This is a genomic window from Vibrio sp. YT-18 (assembly GCF_033337345.1).
Taxonomy (GTDB): domain Bacteria; phylum Pseudomonadota; class Gammaproteobacteria; order Enterobacterales; family Vibrionaceae; genus Vibrio; species Vibrio alginolyticus.
Map to the genome: position 1 here is coordinate 1 of NZ_JAWOQO010000005.1, position 22673 is coordinate 22673.

General features: G+C 43.1%; 18 protein-coding genes and 2 pseudogenes. 11 read left to right on the forward strand and 9 right to left on the reverse strand.

Annotated features, from left to right (window positions below; translation table 11 throughout):
- The 5 genes and pseudogenes from R7M72_RS08380 to R7M72_RS08400 all read left to right on the forward strand — a co-directional run.
- Positions 1 to 466: pseudogene (locus tag R7M72_RS08380) on the forward strand (hypothetical protein); the annotation flags it as partial.
- 4 nt (positions 467 to 470) lie between these two features.
- Positions 471 to 1238, forward strand: coding sequence for a CDP-alcohol phosphatidyltransferase family protein (locus R7M72_RS08385; protein WP_080996661.1), 768 nt, complete (start codon positions 471 to 473; stop codon positions 1236 to 1238).
- Entirely contained in the window at positions 1231 to 2163 is a 933-nt protein-coding gene (locus tag R7M72_RS08390) for a phosphatidate cytidylyltransferase (RefSeq protein WP_017635765.1), read from the forward strand. Before R7M72_RS08385 ends, R7M72_RS08390 begins: the two co-directional genes overlap by 8 nt.
- 9 nt (positions 2164 to 2172) lie before the next feature.
- Positions 2173 to 2817, forward strand: coding sequence for a lysophospholipid acyltransferase family protein (locus R7M72_RS08395; protein ID WP_017635764.1), 645 nt, complete (start codon positions 2173 to 2175; stop codon positions 2815 to 2817).
- A gap of 545 nt (positions 2818 to 3362) precedes the next feature.
- Positions 3363 to 4613, forward strand: coding sequence for a DEAD/DEAH box helicase (locus R7M72_RS08400; RefSeq protein WP_053303745.1), 1251 nt, complete (start codon positions 3363 to 3365; stop codon positions 4611 to 4613).
- Positions 4614 to 4764: 151 nt separating this feature from the next.
- Here the strand turns inward: R7M72_RS08400 and R7M72_RS08405 are convergent, their stop codons facing one another.
- On the reverse strand, positions 4765 to 5181 hold the full coding sequence (locus R7M72_RS08405; RefSeq protein ID WP_005375544.1) for a VF530 family DNA-binding protein: 417 nt from the start codon (positions 5179 to 5181) through the stop codon (positions 4765 to 4767).
- 418 nt (positions 5182 to 5599) lie between these two features.
- On the opposite strand from R7M72_RS08405, the gene R7M72_RS08410 reads away from it, so the two are divergent.
- Positions 5600 to 7057, forward strand: coding sequence for a DUF3360 domain-containing protein (locus R7M72_RS08410; RefSeq protein ID WP_053303744.1), 1458 nt, complete (start codon positions 5600 to 5602; stop codon positions 7055 to 7057).
- 131 nt (positions 7058 to 7188) lie between these two features.
- On the opposite strand, the gene trpB is transcribed toward R7M72_RS08410, so the two are convergent.
- The 4 genes and pseudogenes from trpB to R7M72_RS08430 form a co-directional block, all read right to left on the reverse strand.
- Complete coding sequence (gene trpB, locus R7M72_RS08415) at positions 7189 to 8412, reverse strand: tryptophan synthase subunit beta (protein WP_053303743.1); 1224 nt, start codon at positions 8410 to 8412, stop codon at positions 7189 to 7191.
- 399 nt (positions 8413 to 8811) lie between these two features.
- Positions 8812 to 9118, reverse strand: a pseudogene (locus tag R7M72_RS08420) (S1 RNA-binding domain-containing protein); the annotation flags it as partial.
- Positions 9119 to 9475: 357 nt separating this feature from the next.
- Positions 9476 to 9688, reverse strand: a complete 213-nt coding sequence (locus tag R7M72_RS08425; protein ID WP_005375644.1) for a cold-shock protein — start codon at positions 9686 to 9688, stop codon at positions 9476 to 9478.
- Positions 9689 to 9994: 306 nt separating this feature from the next.
- Positions 9995 to 10243, reverse strand: a complete 249-nt coding sequence (locus R7M72_RS08430) for a hypothetical protein (protein WP_005375646.1) — start codon at positions 10241 to 10243, stop codon at positions 9995 to 9997.
- Positions 10244 to 10531: 288 nt separating this feature from the next.
- Here R7M72_RS08430 and pcp point away from each other — a divergent pair, with 288 nt between their 5' ends.
- From pcp to R7M72_RS08450, 4 genes are all read left to right on the forward strand, one after another.
- Positions 10532 to 11170 carry a pyroglutamyl-peptidase I gene (gene pcp, locus R7M72_RS08435; RefSeq protein ID WP_053303742.1) on the forward strand — a complete coding sequence of 213 codons (639 nt, stop codon included), beginning with the start codon at positions 10532 to 10534 and terminating at the stop codon, positions 11168 to 11170.
- A gap of 198 nt (positions 11171 to 11368) precedes the next feature.
- Positions 11369 to 11632 carry a hypothetical protein gene (locus R7M72_RS08440; RefSeq protein ID WP_053303741.1) on the forward strand — a complete coding sequence of 88 codons (264 nt, stop codon included), beginning with the start codon at positions 11369 to 11371 and terminating at the stop codon, positions 11630 to 11632.
- A gap of 63 nt (positions 11633 to 11695) precedes the next feature.
- Positions 11696 to 12682, forward strand: coding sequence for a CobW family GTP-binding protein (locus tag R7M72_RS08445; protein WP_017821090.1), 987 nt, complete (start codon positions 11696 to 11698; stop codon positions 12680 to 12682).
- Between the two features lie 170 nt (positions 12683 to 12852).
- Positions 12853 to 14145: a DEAD/DEAH box helicase gene (locus R7M72_RS08450; protein ID WP_005375652.1), complete on the forward strand. Its 1293-nt coding sequence runs from the start codon at positions 12853 to 12855 to the stop codon at positions 14143 to 14145.
- A gap of 65 nt (positions 14146 to 14210) precedes the next feature.
- Here the strand turns inward: R7M72_RS08450 and R7M72_RS08455 are convergent, their stop codons facing one another.
- From R7M72_RS08455 to R7M72_RS08465, 3 genes are all read right to left on the reverse strand, one after another.
- Positions 14211 to 17237 carry a DUF6701 domain-containing protein gene (locus tag R7M72_RS08455; protein WP_315957215.1) on the reverse strand — a complete coding sequence of 1009 codons (3027 nt, stop codon included), beginning with the start codon at positions 17235 to 17237 and terminating at the stop codon, positions 14211 to 14213.
- A gap of 307 nt (positions 17238 to 17544) precedes the next feature.
- Positions 17545 to 18384: an arginase family protein gene (locus R7M72_RS08460; protein ID WP_025768977.1), complete on the reverse strand. Its 840-nt coding sequence runs from the start codon at positions 18382 to 18384 to the stop codon at positions 17545 to 17547.
- A gap of 6 nt (positions 18385 to 18390) precedes the next feature.
- On the reverse strand, positions 18391 to 19125 hold the full coding sequence (locus tag R7M72_RS08465) for an IclR family transcriptional regulator (protein WP_005386192.1): 735 nt from the start codon (positions 19123 to 19125) through the stop codon (positions 18391 to 18393).
- A gap of 348 nt (positions 19126 to 19473) precedes the next feature.
- Here R7M72_RS08465 and R7M72_RS08470 point away from each other — a divergent pair, with 348 nt between their 5' ends.
- Entirely contained in the window at positions 19474 to 20946 is a 1473-nt protein-coding gene (locus R7M72_RS08470) for an EAL domain-containing protein (protein WP_315957214.1), read from the forward strand.
- Here R7M72_RS08470 and modF read toward each other — a convergent pair.
- Positions 20934 to 22388: a molybdate ABC transporter ATP-binding protein ModF gene (gene modF, locus R7M72_RS08475; protein WP_025768975.1), complete on the reverse strand. Its 1455-nt coding sequence runs from the start codon at positions 22386 to 22388 to the stop codon at positions 20934 to 20936. The genes R7M72_RS08470 and modF overlap by 13 nt on opposite strands.
- Positions 22389 to 22673: the final 285 nt, after the last annotated feature.

Here is a 22673-nt window from a genome sequence, read left to right on the forward strand (position 1 = left end):
CGATGTTTGACGCCGCGTCTATTGCTAAGCAATTCGGGGATATGAACATTAAGGCGGATCTTGTTGAGAGCAGAGGAAAAATCATTGTCGCATTCAATGGGACAGATCAGAACGGGAAAGCACTCAAACATGCGTTTGTGAATGGCGCTCGTATCAACATGAACGGAAAAAATACTCGCTTAACTCATTTAAAGCAATGCAACCGGGTTTTAGCCCGAAATCTAGGGTTGCAAACTTTAAAGGTTCAGGAGCTTTAACGTTTGTTGTATCGGCGAGTATTGCTGCCAGTGACCTAGTGTTTAAAGATGATTACCACCTAGTGTATTGGTTTGGGAATGTTCGCTCTGACATGTTCAAATTTATACTCCAGAGCGCACATGGTGAGGCCGCGTTGTTTGCTGCTGCTTTCTTAGGTCAACCGATAATTATATGTGCAATTGCTGTAACAGCGACAAAACTTATTTAAGGACATGGACTGCATGGAATCCAAAAACGAGTCTAATCGACGCCCTCTTGCAGTGCGTAAAATCTCAGTTATCAAACGAATTGCTATTTGGCTGAGCCAAAAAAACATTACCCCTAACCAAATCTCACTGATGAGCATCCTCTTTGCCGCTATTGGCCTTGCTTTTGCAGCTAGTTATCGCTTCTGGCCTACGCCAATTTGGTTAGTGCTGTTCGCTCTGATGGTTCAAATGCGGTTATTGTGCAATCTATTTGACGGAATGGTCGCTGTAGAAGGTGGGAAGAAAACCCCTGCTGGTGAGTTGTTTAACGATGTTCCAGACCGTATTGCCGATCCGCTGTTGATTATCGCTGCTGGTTTCGTTGCTCATTCAGCATTTTCTATGCCTCTAGCTTGGATTGCGGCACTATTAGCGGTACTCTCAGCTTACATTCGCGTTTTGGGTGTTAGCATGGACTGCTCGGCCGACTTTCGAGGACCAATGGCTAAGCAGCATCGAATGGCCCTACTCACAGTAACTCTTTTAGTAATGGCGATTAACCATTGGTTTACGTTATCACTTGGCATTTATTTGATGGACATATCGCTTGCAATCATGGTAATTGGCTGTGCTGTAACTTGTTGGCGTCGTTTGGTATGTATTTTTAATGCTAAAAAAGAACTCGCTAACTTATTATTGAACCATGAAAAAAATCATCAGGCCAAGCATTCTAAGTCTCTAACAGCCAACGAGACAATCGATAAGGCGGTAGGTGAAACTAACCATGATTAATATCCCTACGCATTCGTTATACATGATGGCCGCCATCACACTCGTACTAGTGATTGGCACTTTGGTTTACCTGTATTTGTCACGCCATAATCTTAATAAGGATTACCACGAGCTTAAACTTCGCATTCGTTCTTGGTGGTGGATGATCGGAATCGTCTTTGTTGTGCTCTATCTGCCCACTCAATACACGCTGATTTCTGTCGCCTTTTTGAGTTTTATGGCGCTGAAAGAGTTTCTCTCTGTAGTACCAACGCGCATGACAGATCGACGTGTGATCTTCTGGGCTTACCTTTCGATCCCGTTTCAATACTACTGGTTATCAATCGGTTGGTATGGCATGTATATCATCTTTATTCCTGTCTTCACCTTCCTCTATCTTCCAATGGTCGCGGTGCTGATTGGTGATACCAAAGGTTTCATTCGCTCAGCAGGTATCATTCACTGGGCGCTAATGCTGACGGTATTTTGTGTTAGTCATATGGCATATTTATTGGTATTGCCCAGCAAGAATCCAGAGACCGGTTCAATGGGAATGCTACTGTTCTTATTGGTATTCACTCAGTTTAGTGATGTTTGTCAATACGTATGGGGTAAGAGCTTCGGTAAACACAAAATCGTACCGAAAGTCAGTCCAAACAAAACATGGGAAGGCTTTATTGGTGGTGCGGCAACCATCATCATCACTAGCTATTTTGTGGCACCTTACCTGACACCATTAACTTCAGTTCAAGGTTTAGTTGCAGGGATGATTATCGCCTTGAGTGGCTTTATTGGCGATTTGGTAATTTCATCGGTTAAACGTGACTTACAAATTAAGGATACCAGCCAGTTTATCCCCGGCCATGGCGGCATTTTAGATCGTATTGATAGCCTGATGTTCACCGCCCCCTTATTCTTCCACTATATTTATTACCTCTACTACTAAGAAGACGATATGAAAATTTTAAAAGTTTTGTTCGTCTTGCTGTTTGTGAAACCACTGGTGTTTGTTGGTTTGGGGCTCAACATCATTAATCGGCAAAATCTGCCAAGCAATGGTCCTATGGTGGTCGCGGCTAACCACAATAGTCATCTCGATACTTTGGTATTACTGGCACTCTTTCCTATCAGTATGGTACATAAGGTGCGTCCTGTGGCAGCAGCCGATTACTTTCTCAAAAACAAAGTATCAGCATGGTTATCACTCAATATTTTGGGCATTATTCCCATCCATCGTTCACCGAGTAAAAGCGAGCGGCATACTGTATTTGATGAGTGCCATAAGGCACTTAATCAAGGAGATATCTTGATTATCTTTCCTGAAGGTAGTCGCGGTGAACCTGAAACTATGAGCGGGTTAAAGAAAGGGATTTATCACTTAGTTAATGAACATAAAACTTGTCCTGTCATTCCGGTGGTGATGCGCGGATTAGGTCGAGCGCTCCCTAAAGGAACAGCGATGCTTGTTCCTTTTAACTGTGATGTTGTATTGGGAGTGCCAATCGCGAGGTTTGAAAATGCAGATGACTTTCTAATAACCATGCAAGTTGAATATCAACAGCTTGCACAAGCATGTATTGTGACTAACCACGAAGAGTAGATACGTTCTAGCTCGACAGTACTCCATTATCGTTTAAAGCAAGAGCCCCAAAAACTTAGGGAATCCGTTTGTCTTACTAGATCCGAACCAGCAATTTTGGACACTGAATTAAGTAATTTTCTATACTTGAAGTTACTCGTACATTACTAATTTAAGTAGAAGTTCTAAGTAACTTTGCCCACCTGCAAGCTATAGTATTTTCTCAAGCTATATTAAGTTCTTAAAACCGCAGAGCTTAAATAGTGTGGTTAAGCCTTTGATTCGGATGTGGCCTGCCTTTGTAATCTCTTTCCCCAAAATACAATGTGTTTTGTTTTACAGGAGTCAGAATGCCTGACTCCTTTTCCCTTTGCTTGTCGTGAGCTCTACCATCTTGGTCGTAGAGTATTGGTTATCGAAATCATTAACTCATGTTAGTGAAAGGAAGTTCCTGAACCCTATAGTGCTTCTTTCACCAATCTTCTGTTTGGGCCATTATCTCTAACATCCAGACGCGAAATAGCATAAGATACACGGCCTTTACTAGCACTGAGCCACTCATCGTAATGACAGATAAAACACAGCAAGCGACATTTGCCGATCTTGGCCTGATTCCAACCTTAGTCGAGCGACTAGAAGCGTTAGAATACAGCCAACCGACGCCCATTCAATCCCGTTCTATTCCTGATATCCTTGAAGGGAAAGATATTATTGGTGGTGCCAATACGGGGTCTGGTAAAACCGCTGCTTTTTCGCTGCCAATCTTGCAAAAAATTGTTCAGCAAGACGAATCAAACAATCGCCGTGGTAACTTCGTTTCTCACCTGATTTTAGTTCCAACTCGTGAGTTGGCATCACAGGTGGCATACAACGTCAAATCTTACTCATACCATCTTCGAGATAAGATCAAAACGGTTGCCGTATTTGGTGGTGTATCGGTGAACCCACAAATGCTGGCGCTTCGTGGTGGCTGTGACATCATTGTTGCAACGCCGGGTCGATTACTTGATCTGGTATCCAGTAACGCGATTAAGTTGGACCAAGTAAAAACGCTCGTGCTCGATGAAGCTGATCGTATGTTGAGTTTAGGATTTACCGAAGAACTGAATAAGATTCTTGCGTTACTCCCAGAGAAGAAACAGACGCTGTTATTTTCTGCAACTTTCCCTGATAAAGTCACGACGCTGGCTCAGCAGTTGCTCCGCGACCCTGTTGAAGTTCAGTTGCAGAGCGCAGAAGCCAGCACTTTGGTGCAGCGCGTGTTTAGTGTAAATAAAGGTGATAAGACGGCGGTACTCGCGCACTTAATCAAACAGCATCAGTGGCGACAGACTTTGATTTTTGTGAATGCTAAGAATGCCTGTAACCATTTAGCTCAAAAGCTATCAAAACGCGGTATTACCGCTGAAGTTTTCCATGGTGATAAAGGGCAGGGCGCTCGTACTCGTGTCCTTGACGGTTTTAAGTCTGGCGAGATTCAAGTTCTTATTGCCACCGATATCGCAGCACGCGGCCTTGATATTGAAAAACTTCCAGTGGTGATTAACTTCGATCTTCCGCGTAGCCCTGCTGATTATATGCATCGAATCGGTCGTAGTGGTCGTGCTGGTGAAGTAGGTTTAGGGTTATCTCTTATCGATTACGACGACTACCACCATTTCAAAGTGATAGAAAAGAAAAATAAGTTCCAACTTGAACGCGAGCAGGTAGTCGGTTTTGAAGTGGAAGACGATCAGAGTGAAGCTTACTTTTTACCAATGAAGCCGCGAGCGAAGCCAGCAGGTACGGGTAAAAAGAAGAAAAAGCGTAATCAATAGAAAACGTAAACTACATGTGAGTTTACTTACGGGAGTTGCTGGAGAAAGGGAATGCTCACTAGCTTGAGTCTTCGCTTCTAGCCATTCCTTTAAAGAACAATAGAGCCCTGCTGGAACTACCAGTAGGGCTCTATTGCTTTTCAAGATAGTGTTATTGGCGACGAGCAGGGCGTCCGCGAGGTGAACGCTTTTTAAATGCAGACGCTGCTTTAGCTTGTGACTTAAGAATAGAGTCAACGGTTAGTGGCATAGGTTCTTTAGGTTCAAGGCCATGAGGGAACGTACGAGCTCTTGGCGGTAAGTTGTATTCTTCTTCGCTCGCGCGTGGCATGCGCTTAAAGCGATAAAGGTAAAAGTTTTCTAATTTTTCTCTCGCCCATTCGGTTTTCTTTAAATACTTCACGCTACTTGCAATCGAAGGCTTAGTGTTAAAGCAATTAAAACGCATTGCTGTATCTAGAATGTCCCAGCCGTAAAAATCTACTAACTCTTGCAACATAGTCTCTAGCTTTAACCCGTGCAGTGGATTGTTCTGTTGCAGCTCGATTCTCTCTTCGTCAGTCATCATTTTTAAGGGCCTTACTCATTAAAGGGCGGAGTTTAACAAAGTATACAATGCAGAGATATCGATAGTTACTTTGCGATGGATGCGAGCACAGTGCTCTCTACCTTGAAAGTATAAATAGGAATTAGCCGTTCTACTTGGATCTCTGCTCAAAAATGACTCAGAAAAGTTCAAGCGTCCTAGCTCGATGTTAAATTATTGTATAATAAGTGAGATTCTTGTTGTTCTTTTACTAATGTCTAATATTCCTACCCATAGCAACACATGCTTAATAAGCTCAAAATCAAAATTGGTTCATGCCGCTTTCTTAGTATGGCCTAGAAGTTTGATGTGGGTGTTGTCTCGTATTGGTCGAAGGTCTGTCTACCAAGCGAAACTCTAGTTGACGTAGTTCAACGTTGAAACATAAAAGGATGACTCAATGTCTGACAAAAGTAAGACTTTTTACAGGGATGTGCGCAAAAAACCGCATGAATTTGAAAGCCGAGAAGACTTTCTAAATCATGATTTAACCGTCATGAGTTTCCGTCGCTGGGGAATTCATTTGCCTTCACGTGATTACAGTATTGAAATCGAAGACTGGGTACCGGCATTAGCAGCAACCATTGGTAAAGTGGTTATGGTCACTGCCATGGTTTCCGCTTTTGCTGCTCAGTTTGGTTTATCTCCGGAATTCATTGCAGAAAACGTGCGTTACGAATTACTTATCGCTGGAGCCCTGTTCGTCATACTGTTTTCTGCCATCCTAAACCCGAATGCAAACTTAGCGGGAACCCATGGCCCAATGATACCGCTGATTCCTATGATTGCAGCTGCAGGAGGGCACCCTCTCGCGCTAGGTTTGATGGTGTGTGTTTTTGGGTTAATTCTCGCCTTAACCAAAGGTGGCTCTAAACTCATGACTCTTACTGGTATCGGGGTTCGAGGAGGGTTGTTGATCTACCTTGGTGCCGTTGGGTTGCTCGGGCAAATTAATAAGACGGAAGCGTGGGCTGCAAGTACGGACCAAGGTTACATTTCGTTTGTGGTCATAGGCCTAACCGTTATGGTTTACGCTTACTTAGCCAAGATCAATAAACGTTGGCTCGCTATCCCATTGTGCTCTGCACTCGCGGGTATTGTTGCTTATTTGATGGGCGCTGAGTTTGCTTTTACCACAGAACCGGGCCTACCTAATTTCAGTCCATTCTACTGGTGGGGGGAAGATACAGGCTGGCAGCTAGGCTGGCCAACCCTAGAGCACTTTATTGCCGTGACTCCATTTGCTCTACTGGCAGTCGCTATGTGGTCCCCTGATTATCTCGGCCATCGTGTGTTTCAAGAACTTAACTACCCAAAAGAAGCGAAAGGTGTACTCATGGATGTCGACGACACGATGGTCGGAGCATCTGTTCGTCAGGGGGTTGGTTCACTCTTAGGGGGCGGAAACCTAGCTTCTTCTTGGGGAACGTACATGATTCCTGCCGCAATTGCCAAGCGTCCTATTCCAGGTGGCGCTCTGTTGACGGGTTTCATGTGTATTGCGGCGGCGGTAATTGGCTACCCAATGGATCTAGCAATGTGGGAACCTGTTCTGCGCGTTGCTTTGATTGTGGGTGTATTCTTACCACTCCTTGAAGCGGGTATGCAGATGATCCATAAGCATAAAGATTCACTCAGTGCAGGTATCTGTATTTTTGCCTGCGCATTCGTTAATCCAGTCTTCGGTTGGGCAATCACGATGCTGTTGGATAACCTCGGGCTTATCGGCGACCATGAGCGTGCTAACGAACTATCGCGCAAAGATAAATATCTGATTCCTGGCACTGCGTTTATCGTTTGTGCAGGCTCCCTTGCTATTGTTGGTCAGCTTCCAGGCATTCCAGCTCTTATCGGTTAATCGAATTATGCTCTAAAGGTATAGTGAGAGCAGTGAGTAAAGGGACTTGCTTCTTAAAATAGTAGACAAAAACAAAAAGCTACCTAGTACCAGGTAGCTTTTTGCATGTAGGGTTAGGCTACGGAGTTAGGCTATATGAGTGATTCAATGCCGTATTTTGCGCCGTAGTGTTCAACGACAAAATCAATGTCTTTGTCACCACGGCCTGATAAGTTGATCAAAATCGAGCCGGTTTCTCCTTGCTGTGCGAGTTTAATTGCGTAAGCGACAGCGTGTGAGGATTCAATAGCAGGGATTATTCCCTCTTCACGAGACAGCTCAAAGAAGGCATCAATCGCTTCGTCATCACTGATTGAGCCGTAATTGACACGGCCAATGTCTTTTAAGTAACTATGCTGAGGCCCAACCGATGGGTAATCCAAGCCACTTGCTACAGAGTACACTTCCTGAGGTTCGCCTTGCGCATCTTTAAGCATGTAAGACTTAAATCCGTGCATGATACCTGGCTCACCGAGTGTGAGTGTTGCAGCATGCTCGCCAACCTTTTGCAAAGAGCGGCCCGCAGGTTCAACGCCGTGAATGGCGACTTGTTCATCCTCTAAGAAAGCAGTAAATAGCCCCATCGCGTTAGAACCACCTCCAACGCATGCGACGAGATTATTGGGTAACTTGCCGGTCATTTCTTTGAATTGAACTTGTGCTTCGTTACCGATAATTGATTGGAAATCTCGTACCATTTTAGGGAATGGGTGAGGGCCAACGACAGAGCCTATCGCATAAAGTTGTGTATCAGGATCTTTCAGATAAGCTTCGAATGCAGAATCTACCGCTTCTTTGAGAGTCTTGCGCCCATGAGTGGCAGGAATGACATTAGCACCAAGGATTCTCATGCGGACGACATTCGGATGCTCTTTGGCGATATCAACTTCACCCATGTAAATATCGCATTTCAAGCCAACCAATGCCGCGGCTGTAGCAAGCGCAACACCGTGTTGCCCTGCGCCAGTTTCAGCAATCAGTTTCTTCTTACCCATCTTTTTAGCGAGAATGGCTTCCCCTAAGCAGTGGTTAATTTTATGTGCGCCTGTATGGTTTAAGTCTTCGCGCTTTAGGTAGATGTCTGCTCCGTATTTTTTAGACAAGTTTTCCGCATGGAAGATTGGGCTAGGTCGTCCAACAAAGTGCTTATATAGGCGAGCGAGTTCCGCTTTAAATTCAGGATCTTTGCTGCATTCCTCATAAGCTGCGTTGATGTCATGCATGATTTGTTCAAGCTCAGGTGGAACAAAGCTACCACCGTATTCACCAAAGTATCCTTCTTCGTTGGGCATAGTGAGATCAAACGAGTTTTTCATTATTTACATCCTAGTTAACGAAAGTATTGATACTTTATACCCAAAATTTGGAAGAGGTTGTGTGATCAGTTGCTTAAATAACAATTGTAGAGCTAGTGAACTAGTTAAAAAGTACAGCTTGGGTAGGGGATAATAGTTGGGATGTAGAATCAGGTGGTTTGAATAGGTGCAAAAAAGCCTCGAGAGATCCTAGGCTGTCATAAGAACCTCTCGAGGCAAACAGAGTGCTGGAAATACACTCTGCGATGGTGTCTGGAAACAAAAATTAGATTCGTTTCCTTTGTCAGATGTTAGGGTTTTAGAATGAGTCGATGTCAGCGAAATGTCACAAGTTAATTGCGGTATTAAAAGCTTATTTTTTATTTTTGATTAATGGATTAGAAAGTAACCTAAAACAGGCTAACCTACCGAGTGTTCCGCGTCTTTTAAGTTGAACATGATCTTTCTTTGTCTCGAATCGGCGTCTTTAACCAACACGTGCACTTTGGTCCCTAAAGTAAACGTGGCGCTCTGGCTGGAAATTTTTTGTTTGACTACATCAAATTCGAACTCACCATTTTGGAAACTTGATAAAGGAATGAGACCTTCGATTCGGTTCCTCTAACTCAACAAATCCCGCGAAGTATGTGACTCCAGACGCTGTCCCTATGAAGTGTTGTCCGATAAATGGCTTCATGTAATGACATTTCAGTGCTGACTCAACCTCTTAGCTAGGGATTATGTGCTCGTAGTTATTAGAATTTATTGATTGAGCAGATATATTTAATTTCATTTTTTCTCTTATATTCGCCAATCGCTTTTATTTTATAAACTTTATTTTTATGAGCAAAGCATGAGGCGAAGTGATTCAGATATAAATGAGATTAATTTAGCCAAACTGGAATTGCAAGGTAGGCTGTGTGATTACCTAAAGATGTATACCAAAGTGACTTTATTGAAAGTAATTAATGATGGTGTGGGAGAGGTAAGTGATTTGGGTATATAAACTTAGATAGAGAATAGTAAGGGCAGTAATAAGTGGAAGGGGATGGTGGCACCAACAACGTTGATGCCACACAAAGAATTACAGTGCAGTTACTTCAGCAGCTTGTAAACCTTTGTTACCTTGTTCAACAACGAACGATACTTTTTGGCCCTCAGTAAGAGTTTTGAAGCCTTCAGAAACAATAGAACGGAAGTGAACGAATACGTCATCACCACCATTGTCTTGAGAAATAAAACCAAAACCTTTAGTTTCGTTGAACCATTTTACTGAACCAGTTAATTTATTAGACATAGATACCTCTATATTTGATTGTTTTAAATATTGAATTTTTAGCTAATATCAAGTGCTACTATATGATTTTAGAGATAACTATTTTGTCGCAGGAACGTAAACGAGGAATTCGATGTGGAACTGAGAGAAACTTTGATCTTTAATTACATTAATAGCTCTTTCCGTAAGAGCTGATGTGCAGTATACCGACAAAATTAATAAAGGCTAGCCTTTTCTTTTTTATTTTTTGAGTACACCAAGCGCATTGCTTTCAAAGCATACGCTTGGTGTATAAGACGGCGTGATGTTATAGGTGGTGTCGAGCGCTTAGTGTTTTCTGGTTGGGCCGTTACGAACGATGTCTTTACCATTGTCATATACGTGCTGCGAAACCCAGCGACCGAGGAGTAATTGGTGCTTTTCTCCTAATACGGCAACAAATGGACGACCATCGGTATTAGAGGTGGCTAGCGCAACGCCAGTGACACCTTCAAGGCCCAGAGCGCCGCTTTCTACTAAATGCAGAAATGCCTCTAACTCTTCAATCGTTTCGATTACATGGTTATCAATATTCATTGTATTCAATCTCTTCGAATTGCATTGCGGTCGCGTACTCTACCTAAGTTAAGCGTGGAAACCAAGTTTCTGCGTGAGTCATGTAATAAGAGAGCTTCGCCCTGCCATTAATCATCGATAGTTAGTCTCGATAGTCCGGAACTTGCCTAGATTTAATAAGTCTGAAAACACTCTCTGGTTAGACATGAGTCACATAATGTTGTCTGGTTTATCTCATCAATACTTTTGCTATTGGATGGGGGGAAGGGGAGTGCAATAATTTGTAAAACTCTTTTCCTAAAGGCTGTTATGAAGAAAGTCCTGATTACCGGTTTTGAACCTTTTGGTGGTGACGCCATTAACCCCGCCTTAGAAGCGGTCAAGCAATTAGAGGCTGCGGCCATAAAAGGCGGTGTGATAGTTACTTGCCCAGTCCCCGTAGTTCGATATGACTCGGTGAAAGTCGTTATTGAAGCAATAGAAGCGCACCAGCCAGACTGTGTAATTACTGTAGGTCAAGCGGCCGGGCGTAGCGCGATAACCCCAGAGCGTGTCGCAATTAATGTCGATGATTTTCGTATTCCAGATAACGCTGGTCATCAGCCGATTGATGAACCCGTGGTGGCTGATGGTCCTGATGCTTACTTCTCGACACTACCGATAAAGCGTGTTGTGCAAACATTGCAAACGCAGGGTATACCTAGCCAGATTTCCAACAGTGCTGGAACATTTGTATGTAACCACCTTTTTTATGGCATCCAACATTACTTGAAAGACAATCCGATTCGTCACGGGTTTGTTCATATTCCATTATTGCCAGAACAAGCAGCAGGTGGCAGTCAGCCTTCTATGTCTCTGGAGATGATAGTCGAAGGGCTAAGGCTGGTGGCGCAAGTTTGTATTGCCAATGAAAACGACATATTGGTCAGCGGCGGGTCGATTTGCTAGTAAGTGTTTTAAAATCCAGTAAGTATATGAAAGATAATAATAAGCTCGTCGTTTGATGTTGTAGTAAATGTTAGCTTTGTCAAATTTCACAAGTAGCGAAAGGAGTAGCATTGAATAGTCAGGTTGGATGTTGTTCAAACTGACATTCCTCTAGTACAGGAGGTGTTAGGGGGCTAACTTTACGAAAGGCGAGTTATTATGAAAAGCAACAAAAGTAAGTCAATCGCACTTATCTCTGTCGTTGTTTTCGCGTTGGCTATTGCTGCGCTTAAATTCGAAAACACGCTCGGAGTTCTTCCCATCGTAGTAGCTATTATCGCGTTTTTTACCTGCGTTATTTATACCGGTAGGTACTTGTCCGATATGAAGCGTTCAGAGTTGATAAGTCAACCCAAACAAGCTCGAAAAATGTGTGCCAACGCATCACGCAATGAGCTTGATGAGTGCGATAAAAAGCGTTGAAGCGAGTCACATTCTCCGTATACTTTGCTGGAGCATTAATGCACTAACGTGTCGGAGATAAGCATGTCAAATCGAGTACCAACCAACATACTGACCGGATTTTTGGGTGTCGGTAAAACGACCACGATTTTAAATCTACTGAAGAACAAACCGGAAAAAGAAAACTGGGCGGTTTTGGTCAATGAATTTGGTGAGATTGGCATCGACGGTGCATTGATGACCGACCAAGGCGCGCTGATTAAAGAAGTGCCAGGTGGTTGTATGTGCTGCACTGCGGGTGTGCCGATGTCGGTAGGTATCACCGCATTATTGCGTCAAAAACCGGACCGTTTATTGATTGAGCCAACAGGCCTTGGTCATCCAAAACAGGTTATCGCGACGCTTACCTCACAGCAGTATGAACCTTACGTTGATCTTAAAGCGACGATTGCCTTGGTTGATCCGCGTAACTTAAGTGATGAAAAGTATCTTTCTAACCAAAACTTCGTGGACCAGTTAGACAGTGCAGATGTGGTTATTGGTAGTAAGGTTGACCTATGTTCCAGCCACGATCTTGATGTGTTTAATGACTGGGTGACGGACCAATCCCCTTCAAAAGTATTCAGTAAGCTTATTCATGACGGTGAGTTACCGATAGAAGTCTTGGATATCGAGCGGGTTTACGGCAGCGCTTCTTCCCATATCGAGTCACATCATCATGACCACGCTCATCAAGAGCCTCAATTCCAGTTGGCGCCTGGTGAAGCCTTTGTGCGCAAAGAGAACAAAGGGCAGGGTTATTTTAGTTGTGGGTGGTTGTTTGGGGCAGAGTATAAGTTTGATTTTGAAAAGCTTTTCTCTATGCTTTCGGACTTGACCGCAGAGCGTGTTAAAGCAGTGGTCAATACGGATCAAGGTTGTTACGCGTTTAATGTTGCCAACCGAGTCGTGTCGGTGAATGAAATCAGCTTAGAAGGGTTTGAATCACGATTAGAAGTGATAGATTCTCAGCTGTTGCCATGGGATGAGCTTGAGCGAATTCTCCTTCAGTTATCTGGCATCAAACATTAAATTGCGCAAAGGTTAAACGAAAACGGTGAACCACTGATATATCTGTGCTCACCGTTTTTTCTTTTGTAGGATTTCAATGAGAAAAGTGAGATAAATCACTCAAATTCGGGTATAGTGCACGGCTAAATTTTTAAAGCTATTTTTAGTGGTTTGTTTAAGGAATACGCTCAATGTCATTTTCATCTCAAGGTTTTGCGCCAGAAGTGGTTAAAGCACTGGCAGAATGCGGTTATGAAAAGTTAACGCCAATTCAACAGAAGGCGATTCCAATGGCTCGCAAAGGCCATGATATTTTCGCTACAGCACAAACAGGTACTGGTAAAACGGCTGCGTTTTCTCTGCCTATGATTCAGCAGCTGCTAGACAGTAACCGTAGCGCTTCTCGTAAGACTGCTCGCGCACTTATCTTGGCTCCAACTCGTGAGCTTGCTGAACAAATTGCTGACAACATCAAAGCTTACACGAAGTACACGAACCTGTCGGTGGCTGCGATTTTCGGTGGCCGTAAAATGTCTTCTCAAGTAACGGCATTAGAAAACGGTGTAGATATCCTAGTGGCTACACCAGGTCGATTGGAAGAGCACATTGAACAAGGTAATGTCTCGGTCGCACACTTAGAGTTTTTAGTGTTTGATGAAGCAGACCGTATCTTGGACATGGGCTTTATTCACGCAGTACGTAAGATCATGCTAGATGTGGATACTGATCCGCAAATTATGATGTTTTCAGCAACGACTTCGAGCCAACTAAATCTGTTAGCAAAAGATATCCTGCGTAAGCCTAAGCGTATTGAAGTTGAGCGAGCGAATACGACAGCACAGACAGTTGCTCACGTGTTATATCCAGTTGATCAAGAGCGAAAAACGGAACTGCTTTCGGAGCTGATTGGTCGTAAGAACTGGAAACAAGTGTTGGTATTTGTGAACTACAAAGAGACCGCAAACGAAGTAGTAAAAGAGCTGAAACTTGATGGTATCAAAGCGGTGGTTTGTCATGGTGACCGTGCTCAAAGTGCTCGTCGTCGTGCGTTAGAAGAGTTCAAGTCCGGTAAAGCACGTGTCATGGTGGCTACCGATGTCGCTGCTCGAGGTCTAGATATTGAAGATTTACCTCACGTTGTGAACTATGACATGCCTTTCCTAGCGGAAGATTACGTTCACCGAATTGGTCGTACAGGCCGTGCAGGTAAACAAGGTCATGCCGTTTCATTTGTAAATCGAGATGAAGAACTCACGGTTGTTCAGGTTGAAAATTTAATCCAGCAGCGAATTCGGCGTATTGAGCTTGCTGGCTATGAACCAAAACAGCGTGAATCTTACATTGAAAAGCTGCACTCAAAACCAGCATTCAAGAATCGTCAAGGTCGTCGTAATAATCCGAACCAGTCGGCAACAGACCAAGGGTCGGCAGAGCGTCGTCTTGCTATGGTGAAGCGCCTGAAAGCGCGTCGTGGCGCAAAGTAAATTACATCAGTTTGTGATGAAAAGAGCCCCTCAATTGAGGGGCTCTTTTTGTTTGCCGTTTCGCGTTAATTTAGGCCAAGCATATTGGGTTCACCACGATAAATAATGCGATCGTTTCCTCGGTGAATACCAAACGTAACTGTAACAGGTGGATTTTCCTCTTCACTTGTAGAGCTATCCCAGTCGTATTTCAGCCAAGGGATGCGATTGCCTGAGCTGTCTAAATCTAGGTGGAATTGTATTTGCTCGCGCGCTGAGTCAATTTGGCTTGCAACGATATCGGTCATTCTGCCAATACTCATCGTTCCAACGCCAGAAAGCAGGGCGTTGTTTGCAGGCGCATGCGACCAAATTGGCGTGCTGAAGTAATATTCACCATTCGCCGTTGTTGAGCTGTCATCGAAGTTAGTCGTAAATCGACCGTTTTGCCAAATTTCCACACCAAGTGGCACTTTGATCACCATGCCTTGGTTGCCACCTACATCTTGAAAGTTCAAACGACCGAATCGAATGTCCGGTTGTTGAGTGAGCATTTCGCTGTTATCAAAGAAATTTACCTCATCAACGGCTTTAGTCGTGACTATACCTATTTGGCTGCTGTCACTATTAGTCTCGGTATTGAATGGACCATCAGGATATTGCTTATCTGTCGTGTTCTTTTTCCAGCATGGGCTATTGTTACAAGTCGCATTGGTCGAGGGCTTCTCTATAACAAACGTTCCAACACTCGCGCTACCCAGTAGTTTCCAGTCTACCTTCTTAGGCTTAGGCGGCAAAAACCGATCGGAGTATGAGCTTAGCTCGCCTAAATCGAAATGTTGTTGAAGGTTAGACGAAAAGTGGACGTAATTCTTCACGTTTTCCTTATTCGCATTGAGTGCGACAACATCGTAAGTGACTTTCTCAAAAGGTTGATTCATGTAAGCAAAAGTTTGGCCATGTGGGTAGTGCCATTCTTGGTCTTGCACTTGAAAATATTTTGGGTAAAAACGACCAACGTAACGATAGCCTTCGTTAACAGTCATACCTAGATATTTACTTTCTAGGTTTGTTTTTACTCTCAAGCTCCCGACTTCTTCCCAATATAATCCATTAAAGACGAATTGATCATTCTTGGCTGAATTATGCGCCTGAGCCAGTGAGTCACTACTTTTTAGCAATTTTGAGGTTTGGTTCGCTGTCTCTGATGGCGTATGTTGCTCACTCGACAAGACAACCGATGCTGCTGGAGCGTCATCAAGCGTAAAATTACGGGTGATAGAAGCATCACAATAGCGTGCTGATTCAACAGACCCACTTACAGAGCCGTCAGGTTGCCAAATGATTGGTTTCACCGTTAGAGAGAAAAGTTCTCCGGCAGCAAGAAACCCTTCTCCTTGTTCAGAGGTGCCAGAAGGCAAAGCACGTTGGTTGTCACAAATAGCGAGTGTCCATGGTCGCGAGTGCACATTAAATGTCCCTTTCACTTCCACTTTGCCTTCTTCTGGACATTCTTCAAATCCCTCACATTCAAAATGATCGGACAATGTCACTTCAAATATGCCGGACTCGTTCGTGATAAGACCATGTTCAGACAAGCCGTCTTTAAATTCCGCTGAATAGCTAAAGTTTCCTTCACTTCCTCCTAATGGTTGAACCAATGGATGAAAAACTTTAGGCGTACCATTGTAGTTGCTTGCTACTACAGGTTCGCCTGTGGAGGCACAAGCCAGCAATCGCGTATGCACGTTTTCTGGTTTACCTGCAATAACGCGTATTTCATTTAAAGTGGCGCTTTTCGTCTTTGAGTAGGCCTCAAACATAAATGGCGTAAACATAAAGCTAACCGTTTGATGCTTGCTGGTGTCTTCTGCCATAGTGAAAGTCAGCGTGTAGTTAGTACCTAACGCGATGGTATCAATATCGTTCGGGACCACTCGAACAACGAGCTCACCATTGTCGTCAGACATAAATTGGTTTGCTTTTAATGTCTGCTGACCTTTGATCACCTCTAAAGTGAATAAGTCAGGGTGTGATAGGACGGCACTGACTTTTGCGCTTACAACTACTCGATTATTGGTTGTTGTTACTGTAAATTGCGGAAGATCGTCGCCGCACATCAGTGCCATGTCGTCCGATGGTGTGACGCTGAGGTTTAAGTCGTTCTCCGATGGAGGCTGCATGCTGCAATTCGGAACATCTTGAGGGGTGATTGGACAGACTTGGGAAGAGTAGTGACAATCAGCCTCGCCCAATCCACAGTATTGCGTGTATTTGTTGTCTTGTGCTTTCGTTTGTGCACTTCCTGGCGTTTGTTGGATTTCACCACAAACTTGACTAGGCTGATTTGGAGCGTTGTTGAAGTTCAATGTTTGGAAGTATTTAATTGCTGCGGTGGAACTATAGAATGAGCCACTTAATGTAGCTGACGATCCTACAGATTCAGCCGTACCATAGATCGACATATCTTTTATAATCAGAGATTTGTGCGCAGAAACATCACCGACGACAAAATGGTCTTGTAAAGGATGGTTTGTTTTTAGGTGTAGTGTTTCGCCTTGTGATTCGACCTTACCACAGATGTTTGTATTAAATATATTGGTCGTGCTGTGAGTCAAAATGTCACCAATAATGGTGTTGTACTCACCATTAATATGAAGGGCCTCACCTGTTAGCTCTATATCCCCATCGATGAGTACGTTATGCAGCTTTGTTGGATAAGCCGATAGAAGATCACCATAGATAACAGTGTGCTTGTTTTGGTAATCGTCGAGGTTTGATGCTTTCTCATTGTTAACCGTTAATCCGGTAGCGAGGGCGTGTAGAGAGATACGTTTATTGGGTTCACCAATTGTATTATTCCCCTCTAACACAATTCCATAATCTGCTTTTAATGTTATCTCTTTTTCCGGTAATGAGGAGACAATTTTATCACCAGCGGGTAGGACTAGTTTCCCTGTACAGCGATAAGTCGTGCCATCGCTTTCGATACTAAAACTCTTGTGTGAGCAAAGTTGACCTAACTCAGATAGATCTTTTACGTCATAAGTGGTGGCGTGTGAGGTTAGCGGTAAAAAAAGAACCGCAGTGAAAATACTGCAAAGACGCATCATCAAATGTCCTAATGAGTGGAACAAGATGGCATCAAGCGAGCGTGAGCAAATGCTCACTGAAATTGGAATAGCTGCGGTACTTTTTTGTTCTGAAGCCGCTTAGTTATTGAACTTTGGTTATTTTTTATTTCGTATGTCATACCAAAGTTTAGCGGCCTTATTACAACGTAAGTGTCAGGTTAGTTCAAGAGGCAAGTGTGATGTGTGTCGATTTATATGTGTAACTATTTGTTAGTTAAGGATAATAAGTAAGCATGTTGGTTCAGAATCAGGAAGGACGCGATCCTGATTCTGAACGTTTATAACGCTAGGCAGCGTGAACGATGAGTGGAGCCATCTGATATAACTCTTCTAGTATGGCTTTCGTTTGTCTCGAATACACCAGACAATCTCGATCGCCAACGAGCTGAATTGCTCTCACTTTACCTGCAACCAAACATTGCCTAATCGTGCGTAGAACCATTTGGATATCAATTTCTGACGCGCCATCAAGGCTGTTTTTGGTTTTTAGAGATCCAAGGTCGATACTAATGATTATTTGGTCGCAGTGGTCTAGGTAATTGCCGATCTGTTGCTTAACATTATTGCGATGACGAAAAGAAAACTCTTTATCGGTTACCCAGTCACAACCTTGATCCTCCGCGTATTCCCACGTTTCTTGCTTTGTATCTTGTTCGCTAACACCAGCAAAAAATAATCGCACGTTTTGATAGCGAGAAAGAGCAAAATGAAATGCCGAGCCTAAACGTGGTTCAAGTGTTGGTTTCAAGTTCATGTCATGTCCAATATTTACCACACCCACTTCGTCTCGATAGGACACGACCACAGGTAACATGGACAAGATTGCCTCGGTACAGTTAGTGACTAAAACAGGAATTGAGTGGCGAGAAAGCGAAAGGCTTAATGCTTCCTGAAACTCGCCATTTTCCAGCTTGTCGTGGTTGAAGTGACCAAAGTTTTCAGCGGTTTCATGATCATGTTGTTGGTAAAGCCAATCACTAGCATTTTCCAAACTTTGATCAGCTAATTCAAACGCGCCCTTAGACATGGGTGGCAAATACTCACACACTGTCATAAAAGAAAAAGGGTAATGTTGCGGCTGTTTCACTGTGTGATGGAGTTTATAGCGTTTGAAAAAGCTTAACATGATGAATTACCTTTCTGGTGGTAGTGCCCTTGCCGCTTGCAGTACATGTAAAATAATGCGCTGCTTATCCTTTTCGACTCGGTGGGCCGGAGCCATCACCGAGACTGCGCCAATCAGTTTGCTTCCTTTCATTACCGGTGCGCTAATACCTGAAACACCAGGGTCAATCTCAGAAGTACTGACGGCATATCCGTGTTTACGGATGGTTGTGAGCTCTTTTTCCCACTCGTCGCGTCGGTGATCTTGATTAAAGTATCTCAAGATTTTCTCGCATCGACTTTGAGGCATAAAAGCGAGCATCACTTTAGATGAGGCACCGCGCAGCAGAGGTTGACTTTGACCCTGGACGAAGCTGCAACGCAGCGCCTGCATACTTTCTTTCTGTCTGACACAAAGCGCACGATAACCCGCTGGTACCATATAAGCGGCCATTTCCCCGGTTTGTTGTACCAACCTAGCCAGTATGGTTTCGACCATGTCGAGCCCATGTTGCGCGGTCTCATAGCTGTGCATGAGTAATAATGCCGCCGGACCAACGACAAATGTCTTGTCGTGAACGCTTTCTTCGATCAAGTTCCACTCTTTAAGCAGTTTTAAGTGTCGGTAAAGGCTGCTTAAAGGAACGTTCAATTGCTCGCTTAGCGTTTTCGCAGAAACTGGGAACGGACTAACTGCAACTTGCATTAACAACTGCAGTGATTTTTCGTTTACCTGGTTAGCATTAGCTTTGTTTGTCGTCATGAGAGTGTTGTAACGTGTTGTAGGAGTTACGACAAATATAATTCTTAATCACTGAGAAAAGAAAAATAATTTTAATGGGTAATTCTTACATGATGAGAAACAGACAGGTAAAGACTTTCGCAAGTACCGATAGACATAACATGGTGTCGAATTAAAGTCTCAGGTTTGAGGCGCTTGATACTAAATTGGAACAGGAGTGAATAAGACATTGTTTAGTTTGCGGTATTACTCAGCGTTTCGCATACTGAGTTAATCCAAACAAATAATGTTAAAAAACGTGAGTTGCTAGCGGGTATCGGAATCGAGGTACCATCTCAGTAAATCGGTTTTATAAAAGGTTACTTTTATATGCTGAATAAGGCGATTTTTAAAAAAGCCATCATTTTTCTTCTGCCTATTCCCTTGGTTATTGGAGAGGTTTTGTATTTAGCTTCTGAAAGCGTGCAAAACAATCTCAATCATTTATTAGAAAAAAATGTGCAAATTGCAGATGAAATTTTATTCCAAATAGAGACAGAAAACCGCACGGCGTTGCTACACCCTGAACGATGTGAAGAGCTCCAGCAAAGCTTAATGTTTGAACGAGATATTGAAGAAATGCTCATTGTGAAAGAGGGAGTCATTACTTGTTCTTCGAAATTAGGAAGTATCTCTAAACCGTTAGCTGAGCACATCACCTTTCCTAAGGGACAAACGTTAGCGTTTGGTAGTGTTGATAGCTTGTACGATCAGTTCTTGCTTGTGGTAACGGAGGGAGAGCGGGGTTATCAAGCCGTAACGATTATCGATCATGACTACTTTAATGCGACAATAGGGTTTAACAACGATTTACGCCTAAAACGTTCTGCGCTGTTTATCCATGAGCAAGTTTCACCTGAAGGAGCATTAAGAGCGGGAAGTAATCCTATCGGTATCAAATCGTCGCAAATGTTTGAGTATGAAGCTTTGAGCGAAGCCAGCGATCTTTTCGTCAAACAGAGAACACTTTCCTATTTTTTGTACTCAATTCCAATTATTTTCGTGATCTACCTTTGCTTGTATGCGTTGAATAAGTTTATTGATCCTCATCGCAATTTGATACTGGATCTTAAAAGAGCGATAAAAAGAGGAGAGTTGACCCTGTATTACCAACCGCAAGTTAACGTTGATACCGGCCAGTTATTCGGGTTTGAAGCGCTAGTGCGATGGGAGCATCAAAGTAAGGGGTTCATTTCTCCGGATGAGTTTGTCCCTGCGGCAGAGCAAAGTGGATTGGTTTTTTTACTTACTGATTTCGTTCTGGATAAAGCGGCAGAGGAGTTCAGTAAATTAGGCTTTGATCAGCCTGTCCACCTTGGTATTAACGTGCCGCCTGGTTATTTAGTCGGACCAAACGCGATCAGAAAAATTCAATTGCTCGACAGACAGTTGAGCCGAAACAAAGTCTCATTAGGGGTAGAGATAACGGAGCGTCAGCTCATTGACTCAGAGGCGAGAAAATGCATTGCAGCACTGCGAGTGCATGGTATTGATGTGCTGATCGATGATTTTGGAACTGGCCAAACCTCGTTAGCATTTCTACAGCACATGCGCATAGATTACTTAAAAATCGATAAGTGCTTTGTCGAAACCATTGGTATTCCTAGCCTTAGTGCTTCTGTCTTAAAAGCGATGGTTCACTTCGCGGAAGAATTACAAGTACAATTGATCGCTGAAGGCGTGGAAACCATAGCGCAAGCTGAACACTTAAAGCAGATGGGAGTGAGATATCATCAGGGATACCTGTACTCCAAACCATTACCTTATGAGCAGCTTGCGCAGCGAAGTCATTATGATTGGTAGACGTTAGCTCTATAACACTGAGCATTTTCATCAAACACAAACTCTAACTCATTTTTGATGCTATCTAAGCGATCTTCTTGGTAGTGAGACACATACAATAGTTGGCTTAAATTCTCTCTAGCGATGAGTTCAAGTGTGTTCTTAACTAACCGTCTACCCAAAAAATCTAACCCTTGATACGGCTCGTCCAAAATCAATAATGTGGGTTGTTTCACGATGGCTCTTGCAATCAGTAACAGTCGCTGCTGGCCGTACTCTAATTGCTTAAATGAGGTTTTTTTGTACTGGCTCATATGTAAGATATCGAGCCACTCGTTTGCAATATCCATCTCTTTGCGAGTTGGCTGGTTATACAACCCGATCGAATCGTAAAATCCTGACAAAATGACTTCTAATGCGCTGCAATTGACTCGATATTGGAGGTGTAGCGCTGAAGACACCATGCCGATATGCTGCTTAATTTCCCAGATTGTCTCGCCAGTACCACGCTTTTTACCAAAAATATCAATGTCATTGCTGTAGCATTGCGGATGATCGCCAAAGATCAATCCAAGTAAGGTACTCTTTCCACAACCATTTGGACCTTTGACCTGCCAATGTTGGCCCTTGTCTATGCGCCAGTTCAAGCCAGTAAAAATCTTCTTATCGGTGTATTCAACAGCCCCATTCTTTAGTTCAAATATTGGGTTGTTGAATGGTGTCGAGTGCTGATGCTGACGTATCAAGCTCATCATTTCTTCACTCTGTTGTTCTGACTGAGATTTAATTTGTCCAATGATTGGATGATTATCCCAACTGGACTTATCCATTGTACTATCAAGCTTTCCTGCACTGAAAAGCGCGATGCTATTGATCCACTCAGGCATGTCAGATTCGCGAGAGAAGGTTATGAGTAGTTGCACATTTTGAGAAAGCGAGTGTAAATAGCGAGCGAGAGCAGCTCGGTGCGCAATATCTAAGCCAGTAAATGGATTATCGAGTAATACTAAGTCAGGTTGTGTGGCTAAAGCTCGGGCGAGCATTACTCTTCTGGTTTCTCCGGTAGAGAGAACACGGAAGCCACTATCTCTAAGATGACTTAGGTCGAGATCATTAACTAGCTGTTCAGTTAAGTTAGTGTCTTGGCTCTGTTCTAGGATTAATGAATAAACAGTGCTTCCTTGGTCGATACGATCAAGAAAATCCGTATCATCTTTTTCTAATTCTCTTTCCAGTAATCGCTGTTGCTCTGATAACGAGACTTGCGCAACGGACAGCCCATTTAGCTCAATTTCCCCACTATTTGGTGACATTTCATCACAAATAAGGTCTCCAAGCAGAGAGCCAATATCTCCATCTGCGCTGAATATCCCCCAAGACTGCTGAGTGTTAATTTTCCAATCGTCAATAAACAAGTGTGTCGTATTTCTCTTAGCGGCAAGCTGACGAAAGTGAATAGTCATTGTGTTTGTCTTCCTTGTTTTCGTTTTAGTGGATTACTTATAACAATTTACGAACTCAGTACGGAAGCGCTTTTGTGTATTAATTTTGAACAGTACTCAGTCTTGTGCATATTAACGAAGCCTTGTATTAGAGGATAAAAATGCGACTAGAGTCATTAAGTAACAAGTAAACTTGTCAATAATTTTGTTTTATTTTTGAATCAACCTATCATTATGCATGTAAATGTTATGCTGATAAATTCATATTTGCCGTTTGTTAATTAATCAATGTAAGGACACATGTTT